This is a genomic window from Mucilaginibacter sp. UYCu711 (assembly GCF_050433825.1).
In the GTDB taxonomy this organism is placed as follows: domain Bacteria; phylum Bacteroidota; class Bacteroidia; order Sphingobacteriales; family Sphingobacteriaceae; genus Mucilaginibacter.
In genome coordinates, this window is sequence record NZ_JBNPWM010000008.1 from 245,639 (window position 1) to 267,677 (window position 22,039).

The following is a 22,039-nucleotide window of genomic DNA, read 5'->3' on the forward strand; positions in this document are numbered from 1 at the left end:
TAAATCAATAATTCATCAACTCAATAAATCAGTAATTAATTACCTGCTTACTTCCAATATCTCGAACTGCATTGTACCGGCCGGTACGGTAATCTCAGCTATTTCGCCTGCTTTTTTGCCTAACAAGCCTTTTGCAATTGGCGATATCATAGAAATCTTTCCCGTTTTCATATCGGCTTCGCTTTCGGCAACCAATTGGTAGGTCATGGTAGCGCCGTTGCTTACATTTTTAATTTTTACGATAGACAAAGCCAACACTTTTGATATATCTAATTTCGACTCGTCCAATAAACGCGCGTTTGCCAACGTTTCCTGCATTTGCGAAATTTTAGCCTCGTGCAAGCCCTGAGCTTCTTTAGCTGCATCATATTCGGCGTTCTCAGATAAATCGCCTTTATCGCGCGCCTCGGCAATTGCCTTTGATATATTCGACCTGCCTGTGGTCTTTAACTCCTGTAATTCTTTTTTTAAATTCTCTAAACCTTCTTTGGTAAAATATGCTACCTCTGCCATAATCCCTATTATTACTTTAATTGTCTAATTGGTTGTCAAAAAAAACCGCCCTCCCTTTTTTTATAGAAGGACGCCATGACTTTAAAAACAAACAAGACTATAAAGGCATGCCCATATAGTCTTGTTTTATGTAAAACGAAGATAAGCGATTTAAGTTTTAAAATGCAAATTTTTTGTGTAGGGTACAAAAAATAGTGATTGGAGATTGGAGGTTAGGGATTAGTTTTTTTCTAAGAGCGACCAGCCCGATCTCTAATCAACTAATCACCAATCTCTAAGCGCAGCGCAGCAAGCTTCGCAGCCATAACCTCGCTAATTTTGCGGTACGAATCAAACGTCCAGCCTGCAACGTGTGGGGTTAAAATAACTTTACCTGACTTTTTCAAATCGTCAAACCATTCCTGCTCGGCCAAACCTGGAAACTTTTCTACTTCCAGCACATCAAGCCCCGCGCCTAATATTTTACCGTCTTTTATCGCATTTAACACCGACCTGACTTTTGCCACCTTACCACGCGATGTATTGATAAAAAATATCGGTTTTTTAAAATGAAACAACAGCTCGTCGTTGATCATGCCGTTTGTTTCTTTGGTTAGCGGCACGTGCACGCTCAATACATCGCTCTGCTTAACTATCTCTTCCATGCTTACTTCGCGGGCATAACGGTCGCTGAAACCGGTTTTATACTTATCATAAGCAATAACCTCAACCTCAAAACCACTCAGTTTTTTGGCAAAGCTTTTACCCATAAAACCATACCCAATAATGCCCACGGTTTTACCCTTTAACTCAAACCCTCGGTTGGCTTCACGTTTCCATTCGCCATTACGAATCTGGGCATCGGCGGTATTAAAATGGTTCATTAATGATAATAATAACCCTACTGCATGCTCGCCTACGGCATCCATATTACCTTCGGATGCATTGATCAGGGCAATGTTTTTTTCGGCAGCGTATGCCTCGTCTACATTATCCATCCCCGCTCCCGCACGGCAAACAAAGCGCAGATTGGCAGCGGCATCAATAAGCTGCTTGTCCACGTTAAATTTTGAGCGAATAACCAGTCCGGCATACTCACCTATAATTTCTAAAGCACCGTCTAATTTAATAGTTGGCTGATAATCGCATACGTAACCCAGCGTTTCAACCTGCTCAATAAATATGGGGTGGATATCGTCGGCGATAAGGATTTTGTTGTTATTCATTTAATTATTCCTGAAGCGCCAAATATACATAACGAAAGATTAACTACTTTTGAATATGGGTAACCTATCCGTCAAAAAAATAATACTTACTGCCATTTGCCTTACCTGCACTATACTACCTACTAAAGCGCAGGACGCAACCCCTGTTACTAAAGTTGATCCGCCTTTATTCGGATTTTATACCAAGTCCTTAGATTCCGGCGGTATCCTGATCCGTTCGTCTGCCGAAGTAGATGATAAGGCCTTGCAGGTTGCCGCGCAAAAAATTAACCTTATGCTGGCCAATATCCCCGATGTACGGCATAACCTGGCACAGTGGGGTGCCGGGATTCATATCATCGGCAAAAACCAGCAAACATCTGACCTGCCCGAGTTTCACGATCAAAAAGGGGTGTCCTTTGTCGATAATAGCGCAACCACCAATATCGATGTCCGCACTCGTGGGATAGGCGGTATCTATACTTCGTGCGGTGAAGAGAATTTACTTAACCTGCCTGGCGACCGCTATGCCGGCTCGGATATTTGCATGCATGAGTTTGCACACAACATTATGTTTTACGGACTGGACGACTCGTTATCCAAAAAAATTGACGCGCAATATAAATCAGCCATAAAAAAGGGCTTATGGCCCGGAGCCTATGCGTCAGTTAATGCCGGCGAATACTGGGCCGAACTATCTATGTGGTACTTTGGAGCTCACGGCGAATTTTTAAAAGGCACAAAACTACCGGCGGCAGGCGCAGCAGGTTTAAAAGCTTACGACCCGGAGGGTTACGCCTTGTTGGCGTCCATCTACTCAGGTAAATTAAAACCGGCAATAACGGATATAGCACCAGCTAAAAACTTGACTAAAGGTGCAAAATCGGCTGCGGTAAATATCAAAGCCCGTTTAATGTTTACTAACAACATGGAACAAAAACTAAAGCTGTTCTGGATTGATTATTTGGGGAAAGCACGGGCTTATGGTACAGTATCGCCATATAGCAAAGCCATCCAAAAAACATTTGTTGGCAATGTGTGGAGGGTTGAGACTGAAAAAGGAAAAGTAATTGGCTATTACGCTGCTACTACGCCCAATGCCATGGTAAAACTGGAATAAATTTATTGGCGGCCAACTGTTACTTGTTGGGTGATCTTTACAAAATCGGCTACCGTTAAGCGTTCGGCGCGCAGGTTGAGCAATGGCTCGTCGGTCATTTTTTCTTTATTGATGATGGACGATAGCGCGTTACGTAAAGTTTTACGGCGCTGGTTAAAACCGGCTTTTACAACCTGCCAAAAAAGCTTTTCATCACAATCTAAATTTGCCACCTCGTTACGGGTTAGCCTTATTACTGCCGACAGTACTTTAGGCGGCGGATTAAACACCCCGGCTTTTACAGTAAACAAATACTCAACTTTATAATACGCCTGCAAAAACACGCTTAATATGCCGTATTCTTTGCTCCCCGCTTTGGCGGCGCAACGCTCGGCAACCTCTTTCTGGAACATGCCCACCACCTCAACCACTTGTTGGCGGCTGTCCAGCACCTTAAAAAGTATTTGCGATGATATGTTATAAGGAAAGTTACCAATAATGGCAAACGGGCCGGTAAATCGCGCAGCAAAATCCATTTCTAAAAAATCGGCGTTGATCAGCCTGCCGGCAAGTTCAGGATATTTCTTTTGAAGGAACTCGTAGCTTTCGGTATCGATATCGATCAGCGACACTTCATACTCCGGGCGCTCCAATAAAATATCCGACAGTATCCCCATCCCTGGCCCAACTTCCAAGACCTGGGTATACCGGTTTTCGGGGCGCAGGCTGTCCACTATCTTGGTGGCGATATTTTTATCGGTAAGAAAGTGCTGCCCTAAATGTTTTTTTGCCCGTACTAATGTCATTATAAATGGATTATTTGAGCAAATTACGTCATATTTGTGCTTTAATCAGGAACGCTTAGCTTAAAATCTTTTATTTGACTGTAAAGCACAAAGCTAAAAGACTAAAGCTAAAAGCAGATGCTGTAAATTACAACGCCGATTATGTGTGAAATCAACCGTATAATCAGTGAAATCATAAAAAAATGAATAAACTTAAGATAGGCATAAGCATAGGCGACGTTAACGGCATTGGTTTAGAGATAATAATCAAAACCCTGGCCGAAAGCATGATCTATAATTATTGCACGCCAATTGTTTACGGGCATACCAAAGTGGCATCGTTTTATCGCCGTGTTACTGAAACCAGCGAGCTTAATTTTAATGTGATAGACCACCCATCACAAGCGCAGCCTAAACGCGCCAACATGATAAATTGCTGGGAAGAGGACGTAAAAATTGAGCCGGGTGTAGCTAACAAAGAGGTGGGTAAATTTGCTTTCCTATCGTTAGAGCGCGCTACTGCCGATTTGATAAATGGCGATATAGACGCATTAGTTACCGCCCCTATTAATAAAGACACGATACAAAGTGAGGACTTTAATTTCCCGGGCCATACCGAGTATTTGCAGGAGCGCGACGGGGCTGAAGAATCATTAATGTTTTTGGTAAGCGATACCTTGAAGGTTGGTGTTGTTACGGGCCATATCCCCGTTACTAAAGTTGCCGAAAGTATAACCACCGAAAAGATATTGGCTAAATTAAAGCTGATGAACAACAGCTTACGTAATGATTTCTGGATACGTAAACCAAAGATTGCAGTACTGGGCCTTAACCCCCATGCCAGCGACAATGGCCTGATCGGCGACGAAGAGCAAACTAAAATTATCCCGGCCATTGAAGAAGCAAGGGCAAATGATATCCTGGCTTTTGGCCCGTATGCTGCTGATGGTTTTTTTGCCAACGCTACCTATATGCAATTTGATGCGGTGCTGGCTATGTATCACGATCAGGGCCTGATACCTTTTAAACAGATAGCTTTTGAATCGGGTGTTAACTTTACCGCGGGGTTAAAATTTGTACGCACCTCGCCCGATCATGGAACGGCTTATGATATTGCCGGTAAAAATATAGCGTCGGAAGTGTCTTTCCGCGAGGCGATATTTACCGCGTTGCATATTGCGAAACACCGTATCGAAGGATTGGAACTGAACGAAAACCCATTACAGTTTACCAAACTGCAACGCGACAGGGATTAAGTAACCAACATAAGAAATACACAAATGTTAATATAAAGGCCTCTATTTGAGGCCTTTTTTTATTAATAATTAATTATATTTGAAATAACCGTTATTCACTTAGCCCTTTTATTGTATGCGTAAAGTTTCTGATATACTTGCCCGCAAGGGTGGTACAGTAGTGGCTATTGATGCCGCCACTTTAGTTTTAAATGCATTAAAATTAATGGCCGAAAAAAATATTGGCTCGGTAGTAGTTACCGAACATGGCGAATACGCAGGCATCTTAACCGAAAGGGACTATGCCCGTAAAGTGATCCTGGAAGGCCGCTCGTCCGACCATACTACTGCCGGCGAAATTATGAGTACCAGCATCCCGCGCGTTTTGCCCGAAAACTCTATTGAAACCTGCATGCATATCATGACCGAAGGCAAACTACGCTACCTGCCGGTTTTTAGTTATAACAAACTGGAAGGTATTGTTTCGATGAGCGACGTGGTTACCGAAACCATCCTGTCACATGTAGCTACTATTGAGCAGTTGCAGAATTATATACAATCGTAATTATTTCCTCGTTCCAAAGGATAACCCCGCCGCTATCCCGAATGTCGCGTAAGCATAACTATCCTGGAAATAGATATTATACTCGTCCTGCCCGCGGTAGCCACCGCCCAACATAATGGCGGTGTTTTGCATAAACGGTAGCTGGTAATAGTATTTGGCTACGGCGTTTAACCGCTTCCTGGTATCGCCAAAGGCAAACCTGTTGTATTTGTCCATAATATATTGCAGGTCAATTTGCAAACGCATCCAGTCGTGGTAATTCTTTTTGTTTGGGTCGATAGCATCATCATACTTCCTGGAGAGACTGTACATCCAGCTACCCTTTGCCCGCACCCAACCATAACGGCCGGCTAAAGCATGCGCGTAACCGGTACCAATTAAGGCAGCGTGAAGCTCCAAACCACCGCTGATATAATTATTGATGATCAGATTCTCTTTATCCGTCCGCGTACCGCTATGGTATAAAAACGTATAAAAGTTAGTGGTGAACTTTCCGCTATCTACATTTATCGTTCCATTGGGATTTGCTGTCGGGCCTTCAATGCCATTAGAATGATGGTTATAGGATACCGAAAAGAACTTGGAATTATATTTATCATTATTCACCCTAAAATAAACCGCCAAACCCGGTGTATAGCTTGGCGATTTTACCGGCGAGCCAAATGCCGAAAACAGACGAATACTTATCTCGGGCATAGCTACTACAAAAAACGGAAGCTTGGGTGTGTTGGCTATTACAAAGTTACCCACCAGGTCGGACGTTAGCATGGTTTTATTTGGGCCGCCATAATCGTTACCAAAAGTGGCTGCCTTTAAGTTTTGTGTGTAAATTTCATTAAATGCTTTATTAATGGTACGATATTGCGTTTTAGCGTCGGCGTTTGTTTGAGCCTTAAGGCCGATGGCCCATCCGCAAAAAAAGATAAAAAGAAAGATAGTAAGTTTGTTGAGCATAGATCAGTGTTTATTCAATTACGGTAATAATGCCGTGCCGGATTTTTACAAACAAGTGCGCTTGTTGGTTTAAAATATTAATTACTAACTCAACATTACCTGTAAATACCGCTAACACACAATTTTTGCTTATCTTGTACGCACACAAAAATATAGAGTGACTTTTCAAGATTTTAATTTTAACGAGCAGCTTACAGAAGGCATAACAAGCATGGGGTATACCACCCCAACCCCCATACAGGGAATGGCCATTCCGCTTATTTTGGCAGGCAAAGATTTAATAGCCTGCGCCCAAACCGGTACCGGCAAAACCGCCGCATTTTTACTGCCTATTTTGGAAAAAATTGGCCGTACAGCAAAGGATCATACCAGCACCCTTATACTTACCCCAACCCGCGAGTTGGCACAGCAAATAGACCAGCAGGTTGAAGGGCTTGCCTATTTTACCGGCATCAGCTCCATTGCTGTTTTTGGCGGTGGCGACGGGCATATTTATGAGCAGCAGCGCCGCGGTATCCAAAACAACGTAAACATTATTATAGCTACGCCGGGCAGATTAATAGCCCACCTTACATCGGGCATATTAAAGCTGAACAAGATAGATCATTTGATCCTTGATGAAGCCGACCGCATGCTGGACATGGGTTTCTCTGACGATATTATGCGCATCATCGGCCATCTGCCAAAGGAGCGGCAAACGTTGCTATTCTCGGCTACAATGCCGGGGCGCATCCGTCATTTGGCTAAATCGGTATTGATTAACCCTGAGCAAATTAATATAGCTATTTCACAACCGGCTGTTGGTATCGATCAGCAGATCTATCGTTTGCATGATCAGCAAAAAACGCCGTTGTTGCAGCATTTGTTAAAAGACGGCAATTATTTAAGCACTATTATTTTCGCTTCGCGGAAAGAGATCGTCAAATCATTAAATAAAGAATTAAGAGGTATCAAATTATCAGCCGAAGCTTTTCATTCTGACCTGGAGCAAAAGGAACGCGAAGAGATCTTATTAAAATTTAAGAACAAACAGCTGCCCATTATTATTGGTACCGATGCGTTATCGCGTGGTATTGATGTAGAAGGGATTGACCTGGTAATAAATTACGATGTACCTGGCGATGCCGAGGATTATATTCACCGTATTGGCCGTACCGCACGTGCCGAAACTAAAGGCACCGCTATAACTTTTGTAAATCATCGCGATGAGCGTAGGTTAAAAGCGATTGAGGAACTAATGGACAGGAAGATAACCCAACATCCGTTGCCCGAGCATTTGATGAGCATTACCGAAGTGAAACACGAAGCAAAACCAAATCAAAACCGAAATAACAGGGGCAAGCAACGCGTCTGGAAGAAATAGGCCTCCTCTAAATCTCCCCCGATAGGGGAGACTTTAAATTTTGTGATATGAATTTAAAAATCAAACTAACAACAGCTATCCTTGCACTATCCACAGGGATTACTTTTGCGCAGCAAGCACCTAAAACATCAGGCAACCCCATAGCCCAGGGCTGGTACGCCGACCCGGAAGCACAGATCTTTGGAAAAGAATATTGGGTTTACCCTACCTATTCTGACAGGTATGAAAAACAGGTATACATGGATGCCTTTTCATCAAAAGACCTGGTAACCTGGACCAAGCACGAACGTATTATTGACACCTCGGCTGTTAAATGGGCAAAAAAAGCCATGTGGGCACCGGCTGTAACAAAAAAAGGCAACAAGTACTACATATTCTTCGGTGCTAACGATATCCAGAATAACAACGAGGTTGGTGGCATTGGTGTAGCGGTAGCTAACAAACCGGAAGGGCCGTTTAAAGATCTTTTGGGCAAACCGCTGATTGACAAGTTCGTTAACGGGGCACAGCCAATTGACCAGTTTATTTATAAAGATGACGACGGCCAATACTATATTATTTATGGCGGCTGGAGACATTGCAATATAGCGAAGCTAAATAACGATTTTACCGGGCTGGTACCTTTTGCTGATGGCGAAACCTATAAATCTATCACCCCGAAAGATTATGTTGAAGGGCCGGTTATGTTTAAACGTAATGGTAAATATTATTTAATGTGGAGCGAAGGCGGCTGGACAGGACCAAATTATCGTGTTGCTTACGCGATAGGCAATTCGCCAACCGGGCCGTTTGAGCGTATTGACCTGGTATTAAAACAAGACATGACCGTTGCTACCGGCGCGGGCCACCACTCTGTTATTAATATCCCCAAAACGGATGAATGGTATATTGTTTATCACCGCCGCCCATTAGGCGAGCGCGATGGTAACCACCGGGTAACCTGTATTGATAAAATGTATTTTGATGCCGAAGGGCATATCCTACCGGTTAAGATCACTAATGAAGGTGTTGCGGCAAGGAAGATTAAGTAACTTCTGATTTTGATATTTAAAGGTGCTTGTGTTTTCATGGGCACCTTTTTTGTTATTGCTGTTTGTGAGGGTACAAACAGCGGTGGTTTTTCTATCCAAACAAATCACTGCTCAAATACCTATCCCCTCTATCGCAGCAAATAAATACAATAACGCCTTCTTTTAGTTCGGCTGCAAGCTTAAGCGCTCCGGCTAATGCGCCGCCGCTGCTCATGCCGGCAAAGATGCCTTCTTTGCGTGCCATTTGGCGGGTCGTCGCTACTGCTTCTTCTTCTGAGATATCCAGCACCCTATCCACTCTTGACGGATCAAATATTTTTGGCAGATAGGCTTCGGGCCAGCGACGGATACCGGGGATAGACGAGCCTTCGGTTGGCTGGCAACCTACAATCTGGATATCTGGGTTTACTTCTTTTAAAAATTTAGAGCAACCCATAATTGTACCGGTAGTACCCATTGCGCTTACAAAGTGTGTTATCTTTTGATCTGCATCGCGCCAGATCTCGGGGCCGGTAGTTTTGTAATGAGCCATGTAATTATCCGGATTGGCAAACTGGTTCAGGATATAATAGCCTTCGTTTGCCGCTTTACTTTCGGCGTAATCCCGGCAGGTTTCGATACCATCGAGCAGCGTTACTTTGGCACCAAAAGCTTCCATAGCCAGCGTACGTTCTTTGGTTGAGTTTGATGGCAGGGCCAGCTCCATATCCAAACCATATAAACAGGCTATCATGGCTAAGGCTATGCCGGTATTGCCGCTGGTGGCTTCAATCAGCTTGCTGCCCGGTTTAATATCGCCGCGCTCAAGGGCGCTTTTAATCATGTTTAGCGCCGCGCGGTCCTTTACACTGCCGCCGGGGTTATTACCCTCCAGCTTGCCATATATTTTAACGTTTGGATTTGGATTGAGCCGTTTTATCTCAACCATCGGCGTATTGCCTATCAGGTCAATAAGTGTTGCCATACTATTCTGCCTTTTTTAAAACCTTCACCAATGAGTCATGGTAAACGCGCGAGTGCGGCTGCACGCTTTTGGTTAGCCATACGTTACCGCCTATCACACTATCATGCCCAATAACCGTATCGCCGCCTAATATGGTAGCGCCCGAGTAGATCACTACGTCATCCTCAACGGTCGGGTGTCGCTTGGTGTCGGCCATATACTTGGCAACGCTCAATGCGCCTAAAGTAACGCCCTGGTAAAGTTTAACATTTTTACCTATCTGGCTGGTTTCGCCAATTACTATCCCGGTACCATGGTCTATGTAAAAATATTCTCCAATAGCTGCTGCCGGATGTATGTCTATCCCTGTTTTTGAGTGTGCATATTCTGTCAAGATCCGCGGGATCAAAGGCACATCATTTTTATATAAAGCATGTGCCATGCGATAAAATGAAATAGCGAAAAATCCCGGATAAGTACGTATTACCTCAAACTCGCTGCGCGCGGCCGGGTCGCCATTAAAAATGGCCTGGATATCTGTATTTAATATGCGGTATAGTTCCGGCAGATGTTCGAAGAAACTTTTTGCACGCTCTCTGTTATCGCAATCGCTGCAGGCTTTGGTAGCATCCATGATATGCAATAGCTCATCCTGCAATTTTGCAAACTCATCCTGCAGCTGACCTATTGATATAAATACCCTTTTTGATTGCTCGGGAAATAATAAACGGATAACCTGCATGGCCCAGGCGGTGATCTCCTTATTTGAAGGTACGGCCTCGGCCAGTTGTTGTTTATTTAATATCTGCCGATAAAATTCGTCGTTCATAGCCTAACAATGGCTTGCTACCCATTGTGGTACAAGTTTATACAAAAATATGTTGTTTGGATGTAAAAAGTATATGTATTTGGTAGAACTAACGGACTTTTTGCACGCACCACGTTGTCATACAACGCAGGTTTTGTACGTTGGTGGTTTTTATAGGCTCATGTAATTTACCGAACCGATGAGTATAGCTAAGCAATCTATCCTGGTTAACCAAAAATCTTGTCGATCCATCCGGCAGCAAATACCTGCTATTGCCTAAATCTTTAAGCAGTGTTTCTATGCCGATATCCGATGCTAATCTCGCAAAGAAATATCCGCCCGGCTTTAAAACCCTGAAAGCTTCATTTACCATGGCATCAAAATGCTCCCCGTTCCTGGCAAAGTGAAGCACCGCGCTGCTGATTACCAGATCGAAAGTTTCATCAATAAAAGGCAAGTCATCTGCGTTAGCGACATTAAAATTTTCCGTGAGATTATTGGGAGCTAATGTTGCGGATAAAGATCGTACCGCGTTAACAGCGTCCGCGCTTTGGTCAACGCCAAATACTTCGTAATTATTATTTAAGAAATAATACAGGTTCCGACCACCGCCGCAGCCTATGTCCAGCACTTTTTTGCAATGCTGGTAGGTTCCTTTTAGTAATTGATCAAAAAGATAGATGTCGATGTTGCCGTAGGTCTCAAGCGGATTTGCAGGCATAAGCTTAATAATTTAACAATTGTTGCATCGCCTTATCCAACCGCGATTTTCCTAAGAATTGATTTTCTAACCCTTTGTCCATAGGCACCGGTGTATCCAGGCTGGCGCAGCGCATTACCGGCGCCTCCAATTCTTTAAAGCATTGCTCGCCTATTGTAGCTGCTACTTCTGCACCAAAGCCACTGGTCAGCGTATCCTCATGCAATACCAACACACGACCGGTCTTTTTAACGCTGGTTATTACCGTAGTGATGTCCCAGGGTTGCAGACTGCGCAGGTCGATAATTTCTATAGATAGCTCGGGATGATTGCTTAAATATTCTAATGCCCAATGTACCGCATAACCATAGGTAACAATAGTAGCTTCGGTTCCTTTTTTTACAACGCGCGCTTTCCCTATCTCAATAAATATTTCACCATCTGGCACCTCACCGGTAAGGTTACGGTACAGGTATTTATGCTCGAAATACATTACCGGGTTTGGATCGGCAATGGCAGCCATTAGCAGGCCTTTCGCATCAGCAGGAAATGCCGGGTAAACAACCTTCAGCCCCGGCGTTTTAGTGAACCAGGCCTCATTACTTTGCGAATGGAAAGGCCCGCCCGCGGTGCCTGCACCCGTAGGCATGCGGATAACCACATCGACATTCTGGCCCCAGCGGTAATGTGTTTTGGCAAGGTTATTTACTATTTGGGTAAAGCCGCTGCTTACAAAATCGGCAAACTGCATTTCAACAACCGCCTTATAACCATTAAGTGACAGGCCCATGGCCGTACCAATAATTCCCGATTCGCACAAAGGCGTATTGCGGACCCGCTCTTTACCAAAAAACTCAACAAAGTTTTCGGTCACCTTAAAAACACCGCCATATTCGGCAACATCCTGGCCCATAATTACCAAATTGTCATATTTATTCATCGCCAACATTAAAGCATCGCGGATAGCGTCGATATAGCGTATTACGTTATACTTGCCCGACAGCTTAAACGTTGGCCGGGTTGATGGCTTGTATACATCACCCATCTCGGTAAATATATTGGGGCGGATATCTTTTTCGTTTAAAACCTTCTCGATGATCGGGTCTATCTCTTTTAAAAATTCACCACGCAGGTATGGGATCCATTCGGGACGTAATATCTCCTGTTCTATTAAGTAATTTTCGAATTTGGTCACCGGGTCCTTATCCTGCCATTCATCAAAAAGTTCCTGCGGCACATACTTAGTACCCGATGCTTCTTCGTGGCCTCGCATCCTAAAGGTCATACATTCTACCAGTACCGGCCTTGGCCTTTTACGGATATTGGCCGCGATCTCGCTAATGGCATAATAAACCTCTAATATATTGTTGCCGTTTAACTGCCGGCCCTCTATGCCATAGCCAATAGCTTTATCAATTAATTTTTTTGCGTTGTATTGCTCGTCTGTTGGGGTTGACAGGGCGTAACCATTATTTTCGATTAAAAAAATAACAGGCAGGTTCCAAACCGCGGCAATATTTAATGCCTCGTGGAAATCACCTTCGCTGGTGCCGCCCTCGCCGGTAAATACCAGGGTTGCCTTTTTACGATCTGCTAATAAATCGGCTAACGCGATACCATCAGCCAAAGCCATTTGCGGGCCAAGGTGCGATATCATACCAATGATCTTATGTTCTTGTGTGCCAAAATGGAAGGATCTGTCGCGGCCCTTGGTAAAACCTGATGCTTTGCCCTGCCATTGCCCCAAAAGCCGGTTAAACGGCACTCCACGGGTTGTAAATACCCCGAGGTTGCGGTGCATGGGTAGGATATATTCGTCGGGGGCCATTGCCATAGCACAGCCTACCGCAATAGCTTCCTGACCTATCCCCGAAAACCATTTACCAATGCGCCCCTGCCTTAACAGGATGAGCATCTTCTCTTCAATAACACGCGGATACAGCAGTTTCTTGTAAATGGCTATCAACGCGTTATCGTCCAGGTTTTTCCGGTCAAAAATCATAAAGGCAATTTACTCAAATTTCAGAGGTTTAATAAAAGCTTACAGGGCTGTTAATTTAACGACTTTAATTGCTGATCTAATATGCTGAAGTCAAACTTTGGCTTGATGGCATATTTTAATTGTATCAGCCCGCTCGAAAATGTTTCGCTACCCAATAGCAACAGGTCAAGCTTATCATGAATATCAAAAAATAATGGCTTGCCGCCGCCCAACACTACGGGGTGTACCGAGATAATAAATTCGCCTATCAGCCTATGTTTTATAAAGCTTGACAGCAATGTAGCCCCGCCAAACAGCCAGATGTTTTTACCCGGCACCTCGCGTATGGTTTGTATATCCTTCAGGAAATTTTTACTGCTTATTACTATTATCCTTGGATTGGGTATAATAAAAGGTGAATCTGTAAACACATAGATCTGCTTATCAGCAAACGGGCTGGGCAGGCCATCTATCATGTCATAACATTTACGGCCCATAAATATACTGTCGGTGCTTTCAAAAAAAGCTTCCATGCCATAATCCTGGTCGGTTAGGCACCAGTCTATCTCGCCATTAGGGCCCTCAATAAAGCCGTCAAGACTAACGGCCAGATTTAAAATTATTTTCCGCATGATTGCTTATTTTTCAGGCTCTTTTTTTTCGCGCCACTGTTCAGCGAATGATTTGTCGGCAACGTTTGGCATATCGCGATAATGTCCCCAGGTTTTCTTGAAAAAGGTTTGCATTAACCGGTTTTTGGTTTTGCCGCTAAAAAAATCTTCCAGTTTGCGGCTCAGCATGCCTTTGCGCCAGGCAAGCCAGCCCCATTTTTCTTTACGCGGCACCAGGTCATCATTAACAGCATCCCTGCGGTTAAGCAGCAGCATTTTATGGATATCAATTTTAACCGGGCAAACCTCGGTGCATTTACCGCAAAGGCTTGAGGCGTAACTTAAATGCTTAAACTCTTTCATCCCCGCCATGTGGGGCGTAATTACCGACCCGATAGGACCACTATAGGGCGTGCTATAAGTATGGCCGCCAATGTTTTTATAAACCGGGCAGGCGTTTAAACAAGCCCCGCAACGGATACAATACAAGCCCTGGCGCTGGTCTTTTTGTGCCAGCAGATTTGTGCGGCCGTTATCAAGCAATATCACGTACATTTCCTCGGGGCCATCGGTTTCATTGGCCTGCCTTGGGCCGCTTAATATGGTATTATAAACGGTTAAGTTTTGACCCGTGCCGTGGGTAGCTAACATCGGCCAAAACAAGTCGAGATCAGTAATTGACGGCACTATTTTTTCGATCCCAACAATAGCGATATGTATTTTGGGAAACGATGTGCTTAGCCGCGCGTTGCCTTCGTTTTCGGTAAGGGCTATGCTGCCGGTATCGGCAATTAAAAAATTGCCGCCGGTTATGCCAACATCTGCCTGCAGGTATTTTTCACGCAACAATTCGCGCGCTTTTTGAACCAATTGCTCGGGAGTGAAATCTATAGGTGTGCCAAATTTTTCGTGGAACAGTTTGGCTATGTCTTCTTTAGACAGGTGCATGGCCGGCGTAACAATATGATATGGCTTTTGCCCCAGCAATTGTACAATATATTCGCCCAGGTCTGTTTCTATTGATTCGATATGATGATGCTCCAGAAACTCATTTAGCTCGATCTCCTCGGTAACCATCGACTTTGATTTTACGACAGTTTTGGCACCGGCCTTTTGGATAATATTCAGGATCTCTTTATTAGCCTCGGCAGCATCATTGGCCCAAATAACCTTACCGCCGCGTTTCTGAAAATTAGCTTCAAACTCGGGCAAGATCTTGTCCAGGCTCTCCATCACCTTCCATTTAACAACGTGAGCCCTGCGTTTGGCGTTCTCTAAATTGATCAAACGCGACAAGCCCCTATCAACAGCCACCTCGTATTTACCAATGTTGTTATTGATAATACGGCGGTGATCTATGTCAAATGCTTTATTCTCAGCGTCAACTAAAAACTCTTCGGCGATGCTCGTCATCTGGCTAATTTAGATATTTTGTTGGATAGTTGATTAAGTGGAGTAGTTGATTAAGTGAATAGTTTATTTAAAATAGAAAATGGTTGATCAAGTTATATTTAACTCAATCAACCATTCACTTATTAAACTTTCAACTGCGACTTAGCGCGTATTCTTACCGTCGACAACAGGGCGTTTATCTGCATTTGCCAGATCCCAGGCGGTATAAAATACCAGTTGGGCGCGTTTTGCCAATAACGGAAAGTTGATCTTGCTCACCTCATCGCCGGGGCGGTGATAATCGGCATGCACACCGTTAAAGTAGAATATGATAGGCACGTTATGCTTAGCAAAGTTATAATGATCTGAGCGGTAGTAAAAGCGGTTCGGATCAGCCGGATCATCATATTTATAATCCAGTTTCATTTTTGTGTATAGGTTGTTTGCGTTATCGCCTGCTTTATGCAGATCGGTACTTAACATTGACGAACCAATTACATAAACATAGTTTGCAGAATCAGCTTTGCCGATATACTCTTCGCCAACACGGCCGATCATATCAATATTCAGATCAGCAATTGTTCTTTCCAATGGAATAACCGGATGATCTGTATAATACTCAGAACCCAGCAAACCTTTTTCTTCGCCAACATTTCCTAAAAACAGGATGCTGCGGCGCGGGCCTTTACCATCTTTTTTTGCTTGCGCGAAAGCTTTAGCGATAGTTAAAACACCAGTGGTACCAGAACCATCATCATCGGCACCGTTGTTTACTTTGTCGGTAGCGTTGGGGTCGCGCACCAAACCAATATGGTCATAGTGGCCCGATATTACCAATACTTCATCTTTCAATTTAGGGTCGCTGCCAGGCAAGAAGCCTAATACGTCAACAGCTTTAACAGGGATCTCCTGGGTCGCGTAATCTACAGCAATGTCCGTCACTACAGTTTGGGATTGTGGCGTTCCGCTTTGGTCAATAGCATTTCTTAGCGATGCAATAGTTTTACCCGAACTTCTTAGTAACATATCTGCAGTTCCGGTAGGTATGGTAATAGTTATCGGAGCGGCAGGCCCTTCTTTTTTAAGGGTCATTGGCAATTCACGTTGCATACCTGCTGCGCTGGCACCGCCTGGTCTTCCGCCCGGGATTGTAACATTAGAAAAATTTACCGCTAACATCAATGCCGGGTTTTTACTTAAAATATAAGCCTGGCGTTTGCGGCTGCGCGCACCTGTCCAATCAGACGGGGTAGCAGTACCGCTTATTTGTGATACACCATCTTTAGTAGGCTCGCCGGCGTTAATGTACATTACTACTTTACCGGTAAGGTCAATGCCTTTTAAATCATCATAATTTGGGGCACCTATACCATAGCCTACAAATACAATCTCTTTGCCGTTTATGGTTTTTGTACCGGTGCCTGCAAAAGCGTTAAAGTCTTTGCCGCTGGTTAAGGCTGTCCCATTTACCGAGAACGAGTTTACTTTAAACAGGTTTTGCACTACGGCAACATCAAAAAAGTAAGAGCCATTAACAATAGGCTGCAAGCCTAATGCTTTAAATTCGTCGGCTATATAGTGTGCTGCTTTGTCGGCACCGGGTTTACCGGTTTCGCGGCCTTCGAAAGCATCAGATGCCAGGATGCTTAAATGCTTGTTAGCCAGTTCTGCGCTAATGATAGGCGCATACTTCATAGCGGTTTTGTTTTGCTGCGCAAATACACCGGCAGCCAATCCGGCTAAGGATAGGGTTAATATCGTTTTTTTCATTACTTCAGTTAATTTGAGGGGAAATTAGTGATTTGTTGGTAATGTTCGATATGGTATCGGATATTTTACAGCCTCACCCCAACCCCTCTCCAAAGGAGAGGGGCTTTCGATGCAAAATCTTCCCGCTTTTTTTAAGTCCTCTCCTTTGGAGAGGATTAGGTGAGGCTAACCAAGTGCATGGTATATTCAATAAACAAAAACAGCGATGGGTTCGAAACCCATCGCTGTTAAAATTCTTATCCCTTCGATATCATCTTTTATTAAGCGAATCCAAAGAAACATTCACCCCATATTTTCCATCATCACTTTTCCACTTACTTGAGTAGTTGAAAATTCTGGCTCTCAAATAAGAAATAGTTAGTTCCTTAGTGGCTTTCCAACTCACATCTAGGCCTGAAAAATTATCACAATTAAATATAGCAGAAGGGAAATCCTCCGACGTAATTTTGTTTCCTGATTTTGTTATAAATACTTTGCCGCTGGTAGAAGTGGTCGCACCTGCATCTGCTTCAATTAATATGGCATCAACTTTATGATCTGGAGATTGGGTTCTTTTAATTTCCTTAAAGCCGACATCGTCTATCAGATTAAAATCACACGAACATTGTAAAGAGATAACAACGAAACCAAGCAGATAAATAAAAGTCCGACTTAGCATTATAGATAACTGTTTAACTGCAGGCAATCTTATCCACCCGCCTTGCGTGCCTGCCGCCTTCAAATTTAGTATTGAAGAAGATCTCCACTATATTTTTAGCTTGTTCAAGCGTAACAAAATTTGACGGGATGCACAATACGTTGGCATCGGTATGGCTACGGGCCGGCTCGGTTACGGCTTCGTTATAACATAATGCTGCGCGGATACCCTGGTGTTTATTGGCTGCGATGGCAACGCCATTGGCGCTGCCGCAAAGCAGGATGCCATAATCAAACTCGCCGCTTTCTACACCCAAAGCTACCGGGTGGGCAAAATCTGTATAATCGCATGAGTCTTTAGAGAAGGTGCCGAAATCTTTTACATTCTCGCCCAATATGGTTAACAGGGCGTTTTTCATTTCAAAACCGGCGTGGTCTGCGCCAATGGCAATTTTAAGTCCTTCTATCATAATTTTTTGGTTACGAACTCATTATATCGTCGTGCGCTTTTGTACGGCGCTTCTCAACCCTTGTTGCTACTACAATACCCACTTCATATAAAAAAAATAATGGAAGGGTTGCTATGATAGTTGTTATAAAATCCGGCGATGGGGATATAATTGCACCTACTATCAGTATAATAACTATCGAATAGCGGCGGGTTTTTCGCATGAACGTACCCGTTAATATGCCTAACGATGCCAGGATGTATATCAATATAGGCAGCTCAAAAACAATACCTATTATCAATGTAATAGTTGCCACCATTGATAAATATGAACTAACAGTAATGGTATTCTTAATTTCGGGGCTAACCTTGTAATTTACCAGGAAAGCTATCGACTCAGGCGCTATCACATAATAACCAAATAGAACGCCCAGTAAAAACAAGAAGGTTGCATAAAAAACAAACCCATTTGCGGCCTTGCGTTCTTTAGCTAAAAGGGCTGGCTTTATAAAACGCCACATCTCCCATAAAATGTAGGGTATGGCAACAATTATACCTATTAATACAGACGAGTTGATTTGCAGCATAAACTGGCCGGCAACTTCGGTGCTAATAAGCGTTGCATTCATTTTGGTGATGCAAAAACCATCACCCAGTTTACACATCATCCGGTAAGTCCAGAAACTTGGGTCGAAAGGCCCCAGGATGATCTTATTAAATATAAAATCGTAATTTAAAAAGGCAACAACAGCAAATACAACAACAGAAATAGCCGACCGGATAAGGTGCCATCTTAATGCTTCTAAATGGTCAAAAAATGACATCTCGGCTTCTAATGATTTGCCTTTATCCTGTATCGCTTTTATTAATTTGTTATCGCTCATTTGTTTAGTTATCCGTACGTAAATGCCCGGACGCTAAATTACGTTTTACTACTGCTTGTTGGTTTTATTTATTCAGAATATTCAAACGTTTCCATAAACTTGGTAGTGAAGTTACCCGCACGGAAGTTAGGGTCCTTCAATAATTTCAAGTGGAACGGAATAGTTGTTTTGATGCCTTCTATAATAAACTCACCCAAAGCGCGCTCCATGGTGCTTAAGGCTTCTTCGCGGGTTTGGGCCACGCAAATAACTTTAGCTATCATTGAATCATAGTTTGGCGGAATAGTATAACCTGAATATACATGCGTATCTACACGCACACCATGGCCACCCGGCGAGTGGAAATTGGTTATCCTCCCCGGTGACGGGCGAAAGTTGTTAAACGGATCCTCGGCGTTGATACGGCACTCAATGGCGTGCATTGTTGGCTCGTAATTTTTACCTGAGATTGGGATACCCGCGGCAACTTTTATTTGTTCTTTTATCAGGTCGAAGTTAATCACCTCTTCGGTAACCGGGTGCTCTACCTGGATCCGGGTGTTCATTTCCATAAAGTAGAAGTTGCGGTCCTTATCAACCAAAAACTCTACCGTACCTGCACCTTCGTATTTTACAGCTTTAGCACCTTTAATGGCCGCCTCGCCCATTCTTTTACGCAGCTTTTCTGTCATAAAAGGTGATGGCGCTTCTTCAACCAGTTTTTGGTGACGGCGTTGGATAGAGCAATCGCGTTCAGACAGGTGGCAAACTTTACCGTATTGGTCGCCTACTACCTGTATTTCAATATGGCGCGGATCCTGTACGTATTTTTCCAGGTACATACCATCGTTACCAAACGCTGCACCAGATTCGGCACGTGCCGAATCCCAGGCTGCTTCAAACTCTTCGTCTTTCCAAACTACACGCATACCACGGCCACCACCACCGGCAGTTGCTTTTAGTATAACAGGGTAGCCTATTTTTTTTGCTATCGCGATACCGCTTTTAACATCGGCCAACAAACCTTCAGAACCTGGGATGGTTGGTACCCCAGCTTTTTTCATGGTTTCTTTGGCTGATGCCTTATCGCCCATGGCATTGATCTGATCGGCAGTTGCGCCAATAAATTTAATACCGTACTCTGCACAAATAGCCGAGAACTTGGCATTTTCTGACAAGAAACCATAGCCCGGATGAATGGCATCGGCATTAGTTAACTCGGCAGCTGATATGATATTGGGGATATTTAAATAAGAATCTTTACTTGGCGGCGGGCCAATACAAACGGCCTCGTCAGCAAAACGAACGTGAAGACTGTCACGATCAGCAGTAGAATATACAGCTATGGTTTTAATACCCATTTCCTTACAGGTACGGATTATCCGCAAGGCAATTTCACCACGATTAGCTATTAATATTTTTTTAAACATGCTTTTTTATTTTGAAGATTTGAAAATATGCTGATTTGAAAATGATTTTAAAATTTGAAAATGTTTAACATCTTCAAATTCTCAAATCACCAAATTTTCAAATTAAATAGGCTCTACTAAAAATAATGGCTGGTCGTATTCAACCGGCGACGCATTATCAACCAGTATCTTAACAATACGTCCTGATACTTCTGATTCTATCTCGTTGAATAATTTCATTGCTTCAATGATACAAACTACGCTGCCGCTTTTTATCTCGTCGCCTACGTTAACAAACAATGGTTTATCAGGCGATGCCGAACGGTAGAAAGTACCTATCATTGGCGATTTAATGGTCATGTAGTGTGAGGGATCCTCTGCGGCCGGTGCAGCAGCAACAGGCGCGGCAGCGGGGGCAGTAGCAGACAAAGCCGGTGGTTGCAGGGGCACACTTGTAGTCACAGCACCGTGGTGTACAACGGTATGCTCACCGGCTGTTTTAATAGTTATCTTAAAATCTTTTTGCTCAATTGCCACTTCGTTCACTCCTGATTTGGAGACAAAGCGGATAAGATCTTGTATTTGTTTAATATCCATTGTTGCAGATTATAGGGTTTTTGGATAATGTGTAATCTAAGTTAGTTATAATATACAGATGCGCAAATTTGCATATATGCAGTTTGATTATTAATGACTTAACGTGTAATTACTGGTATGGTTTTAATTTTTAAAAGTACTTATAAAAAAGCCTAAGAGTTATAACCCCACTTTAAATAAAGCGAGCCCCAGGTAAAGCCACCGCCAAAAGCAGCTAATATTAAGTTGTCGCCTTTTTTAAATTTATTTTCCCACTCCCACAAACATAAAGGTATGGTTGCATTGGTGGTATTGCCATAGCGCTCAATATTTACAATTACCTTATCCTCGCTAACGCCTGTACGGGCAGCGGTGGCGTCAATAATACGTTTGTTGGCCTGGTGTGGTACCAGCCATGCAATATCGTCGGCAGTTAAATTATTGCGTTCCATTACTTCGGCAGCAACGTCGGCCATGTTGGTTACGGCAAATTTAAATACCGCTTTACCTTCCTGGTAAGCATAATGTTCGCGAGCGTCGATAGTTTCGTGACTGGCTGGTTTTAAAGAGCCGCCGGCCTTCATATTCAGGAACGGGATCCCCGAACCATCGCTTTTTAATACAGAATCAATAATACCATAACCTTCGGTACTTGGCTCTAACAAAGCAGCACCTGCGCCGTCACCAAAAATAATGCAGGTTGCGCGGTCCTGGTAATCAACTATTGATGACATTTTATCGGCACCTACCACTAACACTTTTTTATGCTTGCCGGTTTCAATAAACTGCGCACCTGTAGCCAGGCCGAATAAAAAGCCAGAGCAGGCAGCCTGCATATCAAATCCCCAGGCATTTGTTGCGCCAATTTTATGTGCAAATGAATTAGCCGTTGCCGGGAAAGGCATATCAGGGGTGGTAGTACAAAAAATTATAAGGTCAATTTCTTCGGCGCCTATGCTGCGTTTTTTTAGCAGCCCTTGTACTGCAGGCACTGCAAGATCTGATGTGCCAAGGCCTTCGCCTTTTAGTATTCTGCGTTCTTTGATACCGGTGCGGGTGGTTATCCACTCATCATTGGTATCAACCATTGTTGATAGCTCAGCGTTAGTGAGTATATAATCTGGTACGTAACCATTAACAGCCGTAATGGCCGCAGTAATTTTACTCATAGTT

At 43.5% G+C, this 22,039-nt stretch carries 22 protein-coding genes; 5 read left to right on the plus strand and 17 right to left on the minus strand.

Translation table 11 applies throughout. From position 1 onward, the window contains the following. Positions 1-39: 39 nt before the first annotated feature. Entirely contained in the window at positions 40-513 is a 474-nt protein-coding gene (greA, locus tag ABIB50_RS18155) for a transcription elongation factor GreA (RefSeq protein WP_429381975.1), read from the minus strand. Between the two features lie 260 nt (positions 514-773). Then, positions 774-1,718, minus strand: coding sequence for an NAD(P)-dependent oxidoreductase (locus tag ABIB50_RS18160; protein ID WP_429381977.1), 945 nt, complete (start codon positions 1,716-1,718; stop codon positions 774-776). A gap of 55 nt (positions 1,719-1,773) precedes the next feature. Between ABIB50_RS18160 and ABIB50_RS18165 the strand changes: the two genes are divergently transcribed. Further along, the gene (locus tag ABIB50_RS18165) at positions 1,774-2,817 is read left to right on the plus strand and encodes a hypothetical protein (RefSeq protein ID WP_429381979.1); all 1,044 of its coding nucleotides are present in this window, start codon (positions 1,774-1,776) and stop codon (positions 2,815-2,817) included. Positions 2,818-2,819: 2 nt separating this feature from the next. Here the strand turns inward: ABIB50_RS18165 and rsmA are convergent, their stop codons facing one another. Further along, positions 2,820-3,602, minus strand: a complete 783-nt coding sequence (gene rsmA / locus ABIB50_RS18170) for a 16S rRNA (adenine(1518)-N(6)/adenine(1519)-N(6))-dimethyltransferase RsmA (protein WP_429381981.1) — start codon at positions 3,600-3,602, stop codon at positions 2,820-2,822. 182 nt (positions 3,603-3,784) lie between these two features. On the opposite strand from rsmA, the gene pdxA reads away from it, so the two are divergent. Next, on the plus strand, positions 3,785-4,837 hold the full coding sequence (gene pdxA, locus ABIB50_RS18175; RefSeq protein ID WP_429381983.1) for a 4-hydroxythreonine-4-phosphate dehydrogenase PdxA: 1,053 nt from the start codon (positions 3,785-3,787) through the stop codon (positions 4,835-4,837). Between the two features lie 115 nt (positions 4,838-4,952). Beyond that, positions 4,953-5,381 (plus strand): CBS domain-containing protein, encoded by a 429-nt coding sequence (locus ABIB50_RS18180; protein WP_429381985.1) that lies wholly within the window; start codon positions 4,953-4,955, stop codon positions 5,379-5,381. Here the strand turns inward: ABIB50_RS18180 and ABIB50_RS18185 are convergent, their stop codons facing one another. After that, entirely contained in the window at positions 5,382-6,335 is a 954-nt protein-coding gene (locus ABIB50_RS18185) for a hypothetical protein (protein WP_429381987.1), read from the minus strand. Between the two features lie 157 nt (positions 6,336-6,492). On the opposite strand from ABIB50_RS18185, the gene ABIB50_RS18190 reads away from it, so the two are divergent. Together ABIB50_RS18190 and ABIB50_RS18195 are read left to right on the plus strand one after the other, a co-directional pair. After that, positions 6,493-7,698, plus strand: a complete 1,206-nt coding sequence (locus ABIB50_RS18190; protein WP_429381989.1) for a DEAD/DEAH box helicase — start codon at positions 6,493-6,495, stop codon at positions 7,696-7,698. 47 nt (positions 7,699-7,745) lie between these two features. Then, positions 7,746-8,729, plus strand: a complete 984-nt coding sequence (locus ABIB50_RS18195) for a glycoside hydrolase family 43 protein (RefSeq protein ID WP_429381991.1) — start codon at positions 7,746-7,748, stop codon at positions 8,727-8,729. A gap of 91 nt (positions 8,730-8,820) precedes the next feature. Here ABIB50_RS18195 and cysM read toward each other — a convergent pair whose 3' ends face one another. From cysM to ABIB50_RS18260, 13 genes are all read right to left on the minus strand, one after another. Then, positions 8,821-9,693, minus strand: a complete 873-nt coding sequence (gene cysM / locus ABIB50_RS18200; RefSeq protein WP_429381993.1) for a cysteine synthase CysM — start codon at positions 9,691-9,693, stop codon at positions 8,821-8,823. Position 9,694: 1 nt separating this feature from the next. Then, positions 9,695-10,501: a serine O-acetyltransferase EpsC gene (gene epsC, locus ABIB50_RS18205; RefSeq protein WP_429381995.1), complete on the minus strand. Its 807-nt coding sequence runs from the start codon at positions 10,499-10,501 to the stop codon at positions 9,695-9,697. 88 nt (positions 10,502-10,589) lie between these two features. Further along, on the minus strand, positions 10,590-11,201 hold the full coding sequence (locus ABIB50_RS18210) for a class I SAM-dependent methyltransferase (protein WP_429381997.1): 612 nt from the start codon (positions 11,199-11,201) through the stop codon (positions 10,590-10,592). A 4-nt stretch (positions 11,202-11,205) separates the two neighbouring features. Further along, complete coding sequence (locus ABIB50_RS18215; RefSeq protein ID WP_429381999.1) at positions 11,206-13,182, minus strand: alpha-ketoacid dehydrogenase subunit alpha/beta; 1,977 nt, start codon at positions 13,180-13,182, stop codon at positions 11,206-11,208. 50 nt (positions 13,183-13,232) lie between these two features. Continuing rightward, the gene (locus ABIB50_RS18220) at positions 13,233-13,793 is read right to left on the minus strand and encodes a dihydrofolate reductase family protein (RefSeq protein WP_429382001.1); all 561 of its coding nucleotides are present in this window, start codon (positions 13,791-13,793) and stop codon (positions 13,233-13,235) included. 6 nt (positions 13,794-13,799) lie between these two features. Next, entirely contained in the window at positions 13,800-15,185 is a 1,386-nt protein-coding gene (locus ABIB50_RS18225) for a LutB/LldF family L-lactate oxidation iron-sulfur protein (protein ID WP_429382003.1), read from the minus strand. Between the two features lie 141 nt (positions 15,186-15,326). Further along, a complete protein-coding gene (locus ABIB50_RS18230) occupies positions 15,327-16,934 on the minus strand; it encodes a M28 family peptidase (RefSeq protein WP_429382005.1) in 1,608 nt (535 codons plus the stop codon). Positions 16,935-17,184: 250 nt separating this feature from the next. Next, positions 17,185-17,592: a hypothetical protein gene (locus tag ABIB50_RS18235; protein ID WP_429382007.1), complete on the minus strand. Its 408-nt coding sequence runs from the start codon at positions 17,590-17,592 to the stop codon at positions 17,185-17,187. A gap of 13 nt (positions 17,593-17,605) precedes the next feature. Further along, positions 17,606-18,040 carry a ribose 5-phosphate isomerase B gene (gene rpiB, locus ABIB50_RS18240; protein ID WP_429382009.1) on the minus strand — a complete coding sequence of 145 codons (435 nt, stop codon included), beginning with the start codon at positions 18,038-18,040 and terminating at the stop codon, positions 17,606-17,608. 10 nt (positions 18,041-18,050) lie between these two features. After that, positions 18,051-18,902, minus strand: a complete 852-nt coding sequence (tatC, locus tag ABIB50_RS18245) for a twin-arginine translocase subunit TatC (RefSeq protein WP_429382011.1) — start codon at positions 18,900-18,902, stop codon at positions 18,051-18,053. A 68-nt stretch (positions 18,903-18,970) separates the two neighbouring features. After that, on the minus strand, positions 18,971-20,311 hold the full coding sequence (accC, locus tag ABIB50_RS18250) for an acetyl-CoA carboxylase biotin carboxylase subunit (protein ID WP_429382013.1): 1,341 nt from the start codon (positions 20,309-20,311) through the stop codon (positions 18,971-18,973). Positions 20,312-20,413: 102 nt separating this feature from the next. After that, a complete protein-coding gene (accB, locus tag ABIB50_RS18255) occupies positions 20,414-20,887 on the minus strand; it encodes an acetyl-CoA carboxylase biotin carboxyl carrier protein (RefSeq protein ID WP_429382015.1) in 474 nt (157 codons plus the stop codon). 152 nt (positions 20,888-21,039) lie between these two features. Further along, the gene (locus ABIB50_RS18260; RefSeq protein WP_429382017.1) at positions 21,040-22,035 is read right to left on the minus strand and encodes a beta-ketoacyl-ACP synthase III; all 996 of its coding nucleotides are present in this window, start codon (positions 22,033-22,035) and stop codon (positions 21,040-21,042) included. Between the last annotated feature and the right edge of the window lie 4 nt (positions 22,036-22,039).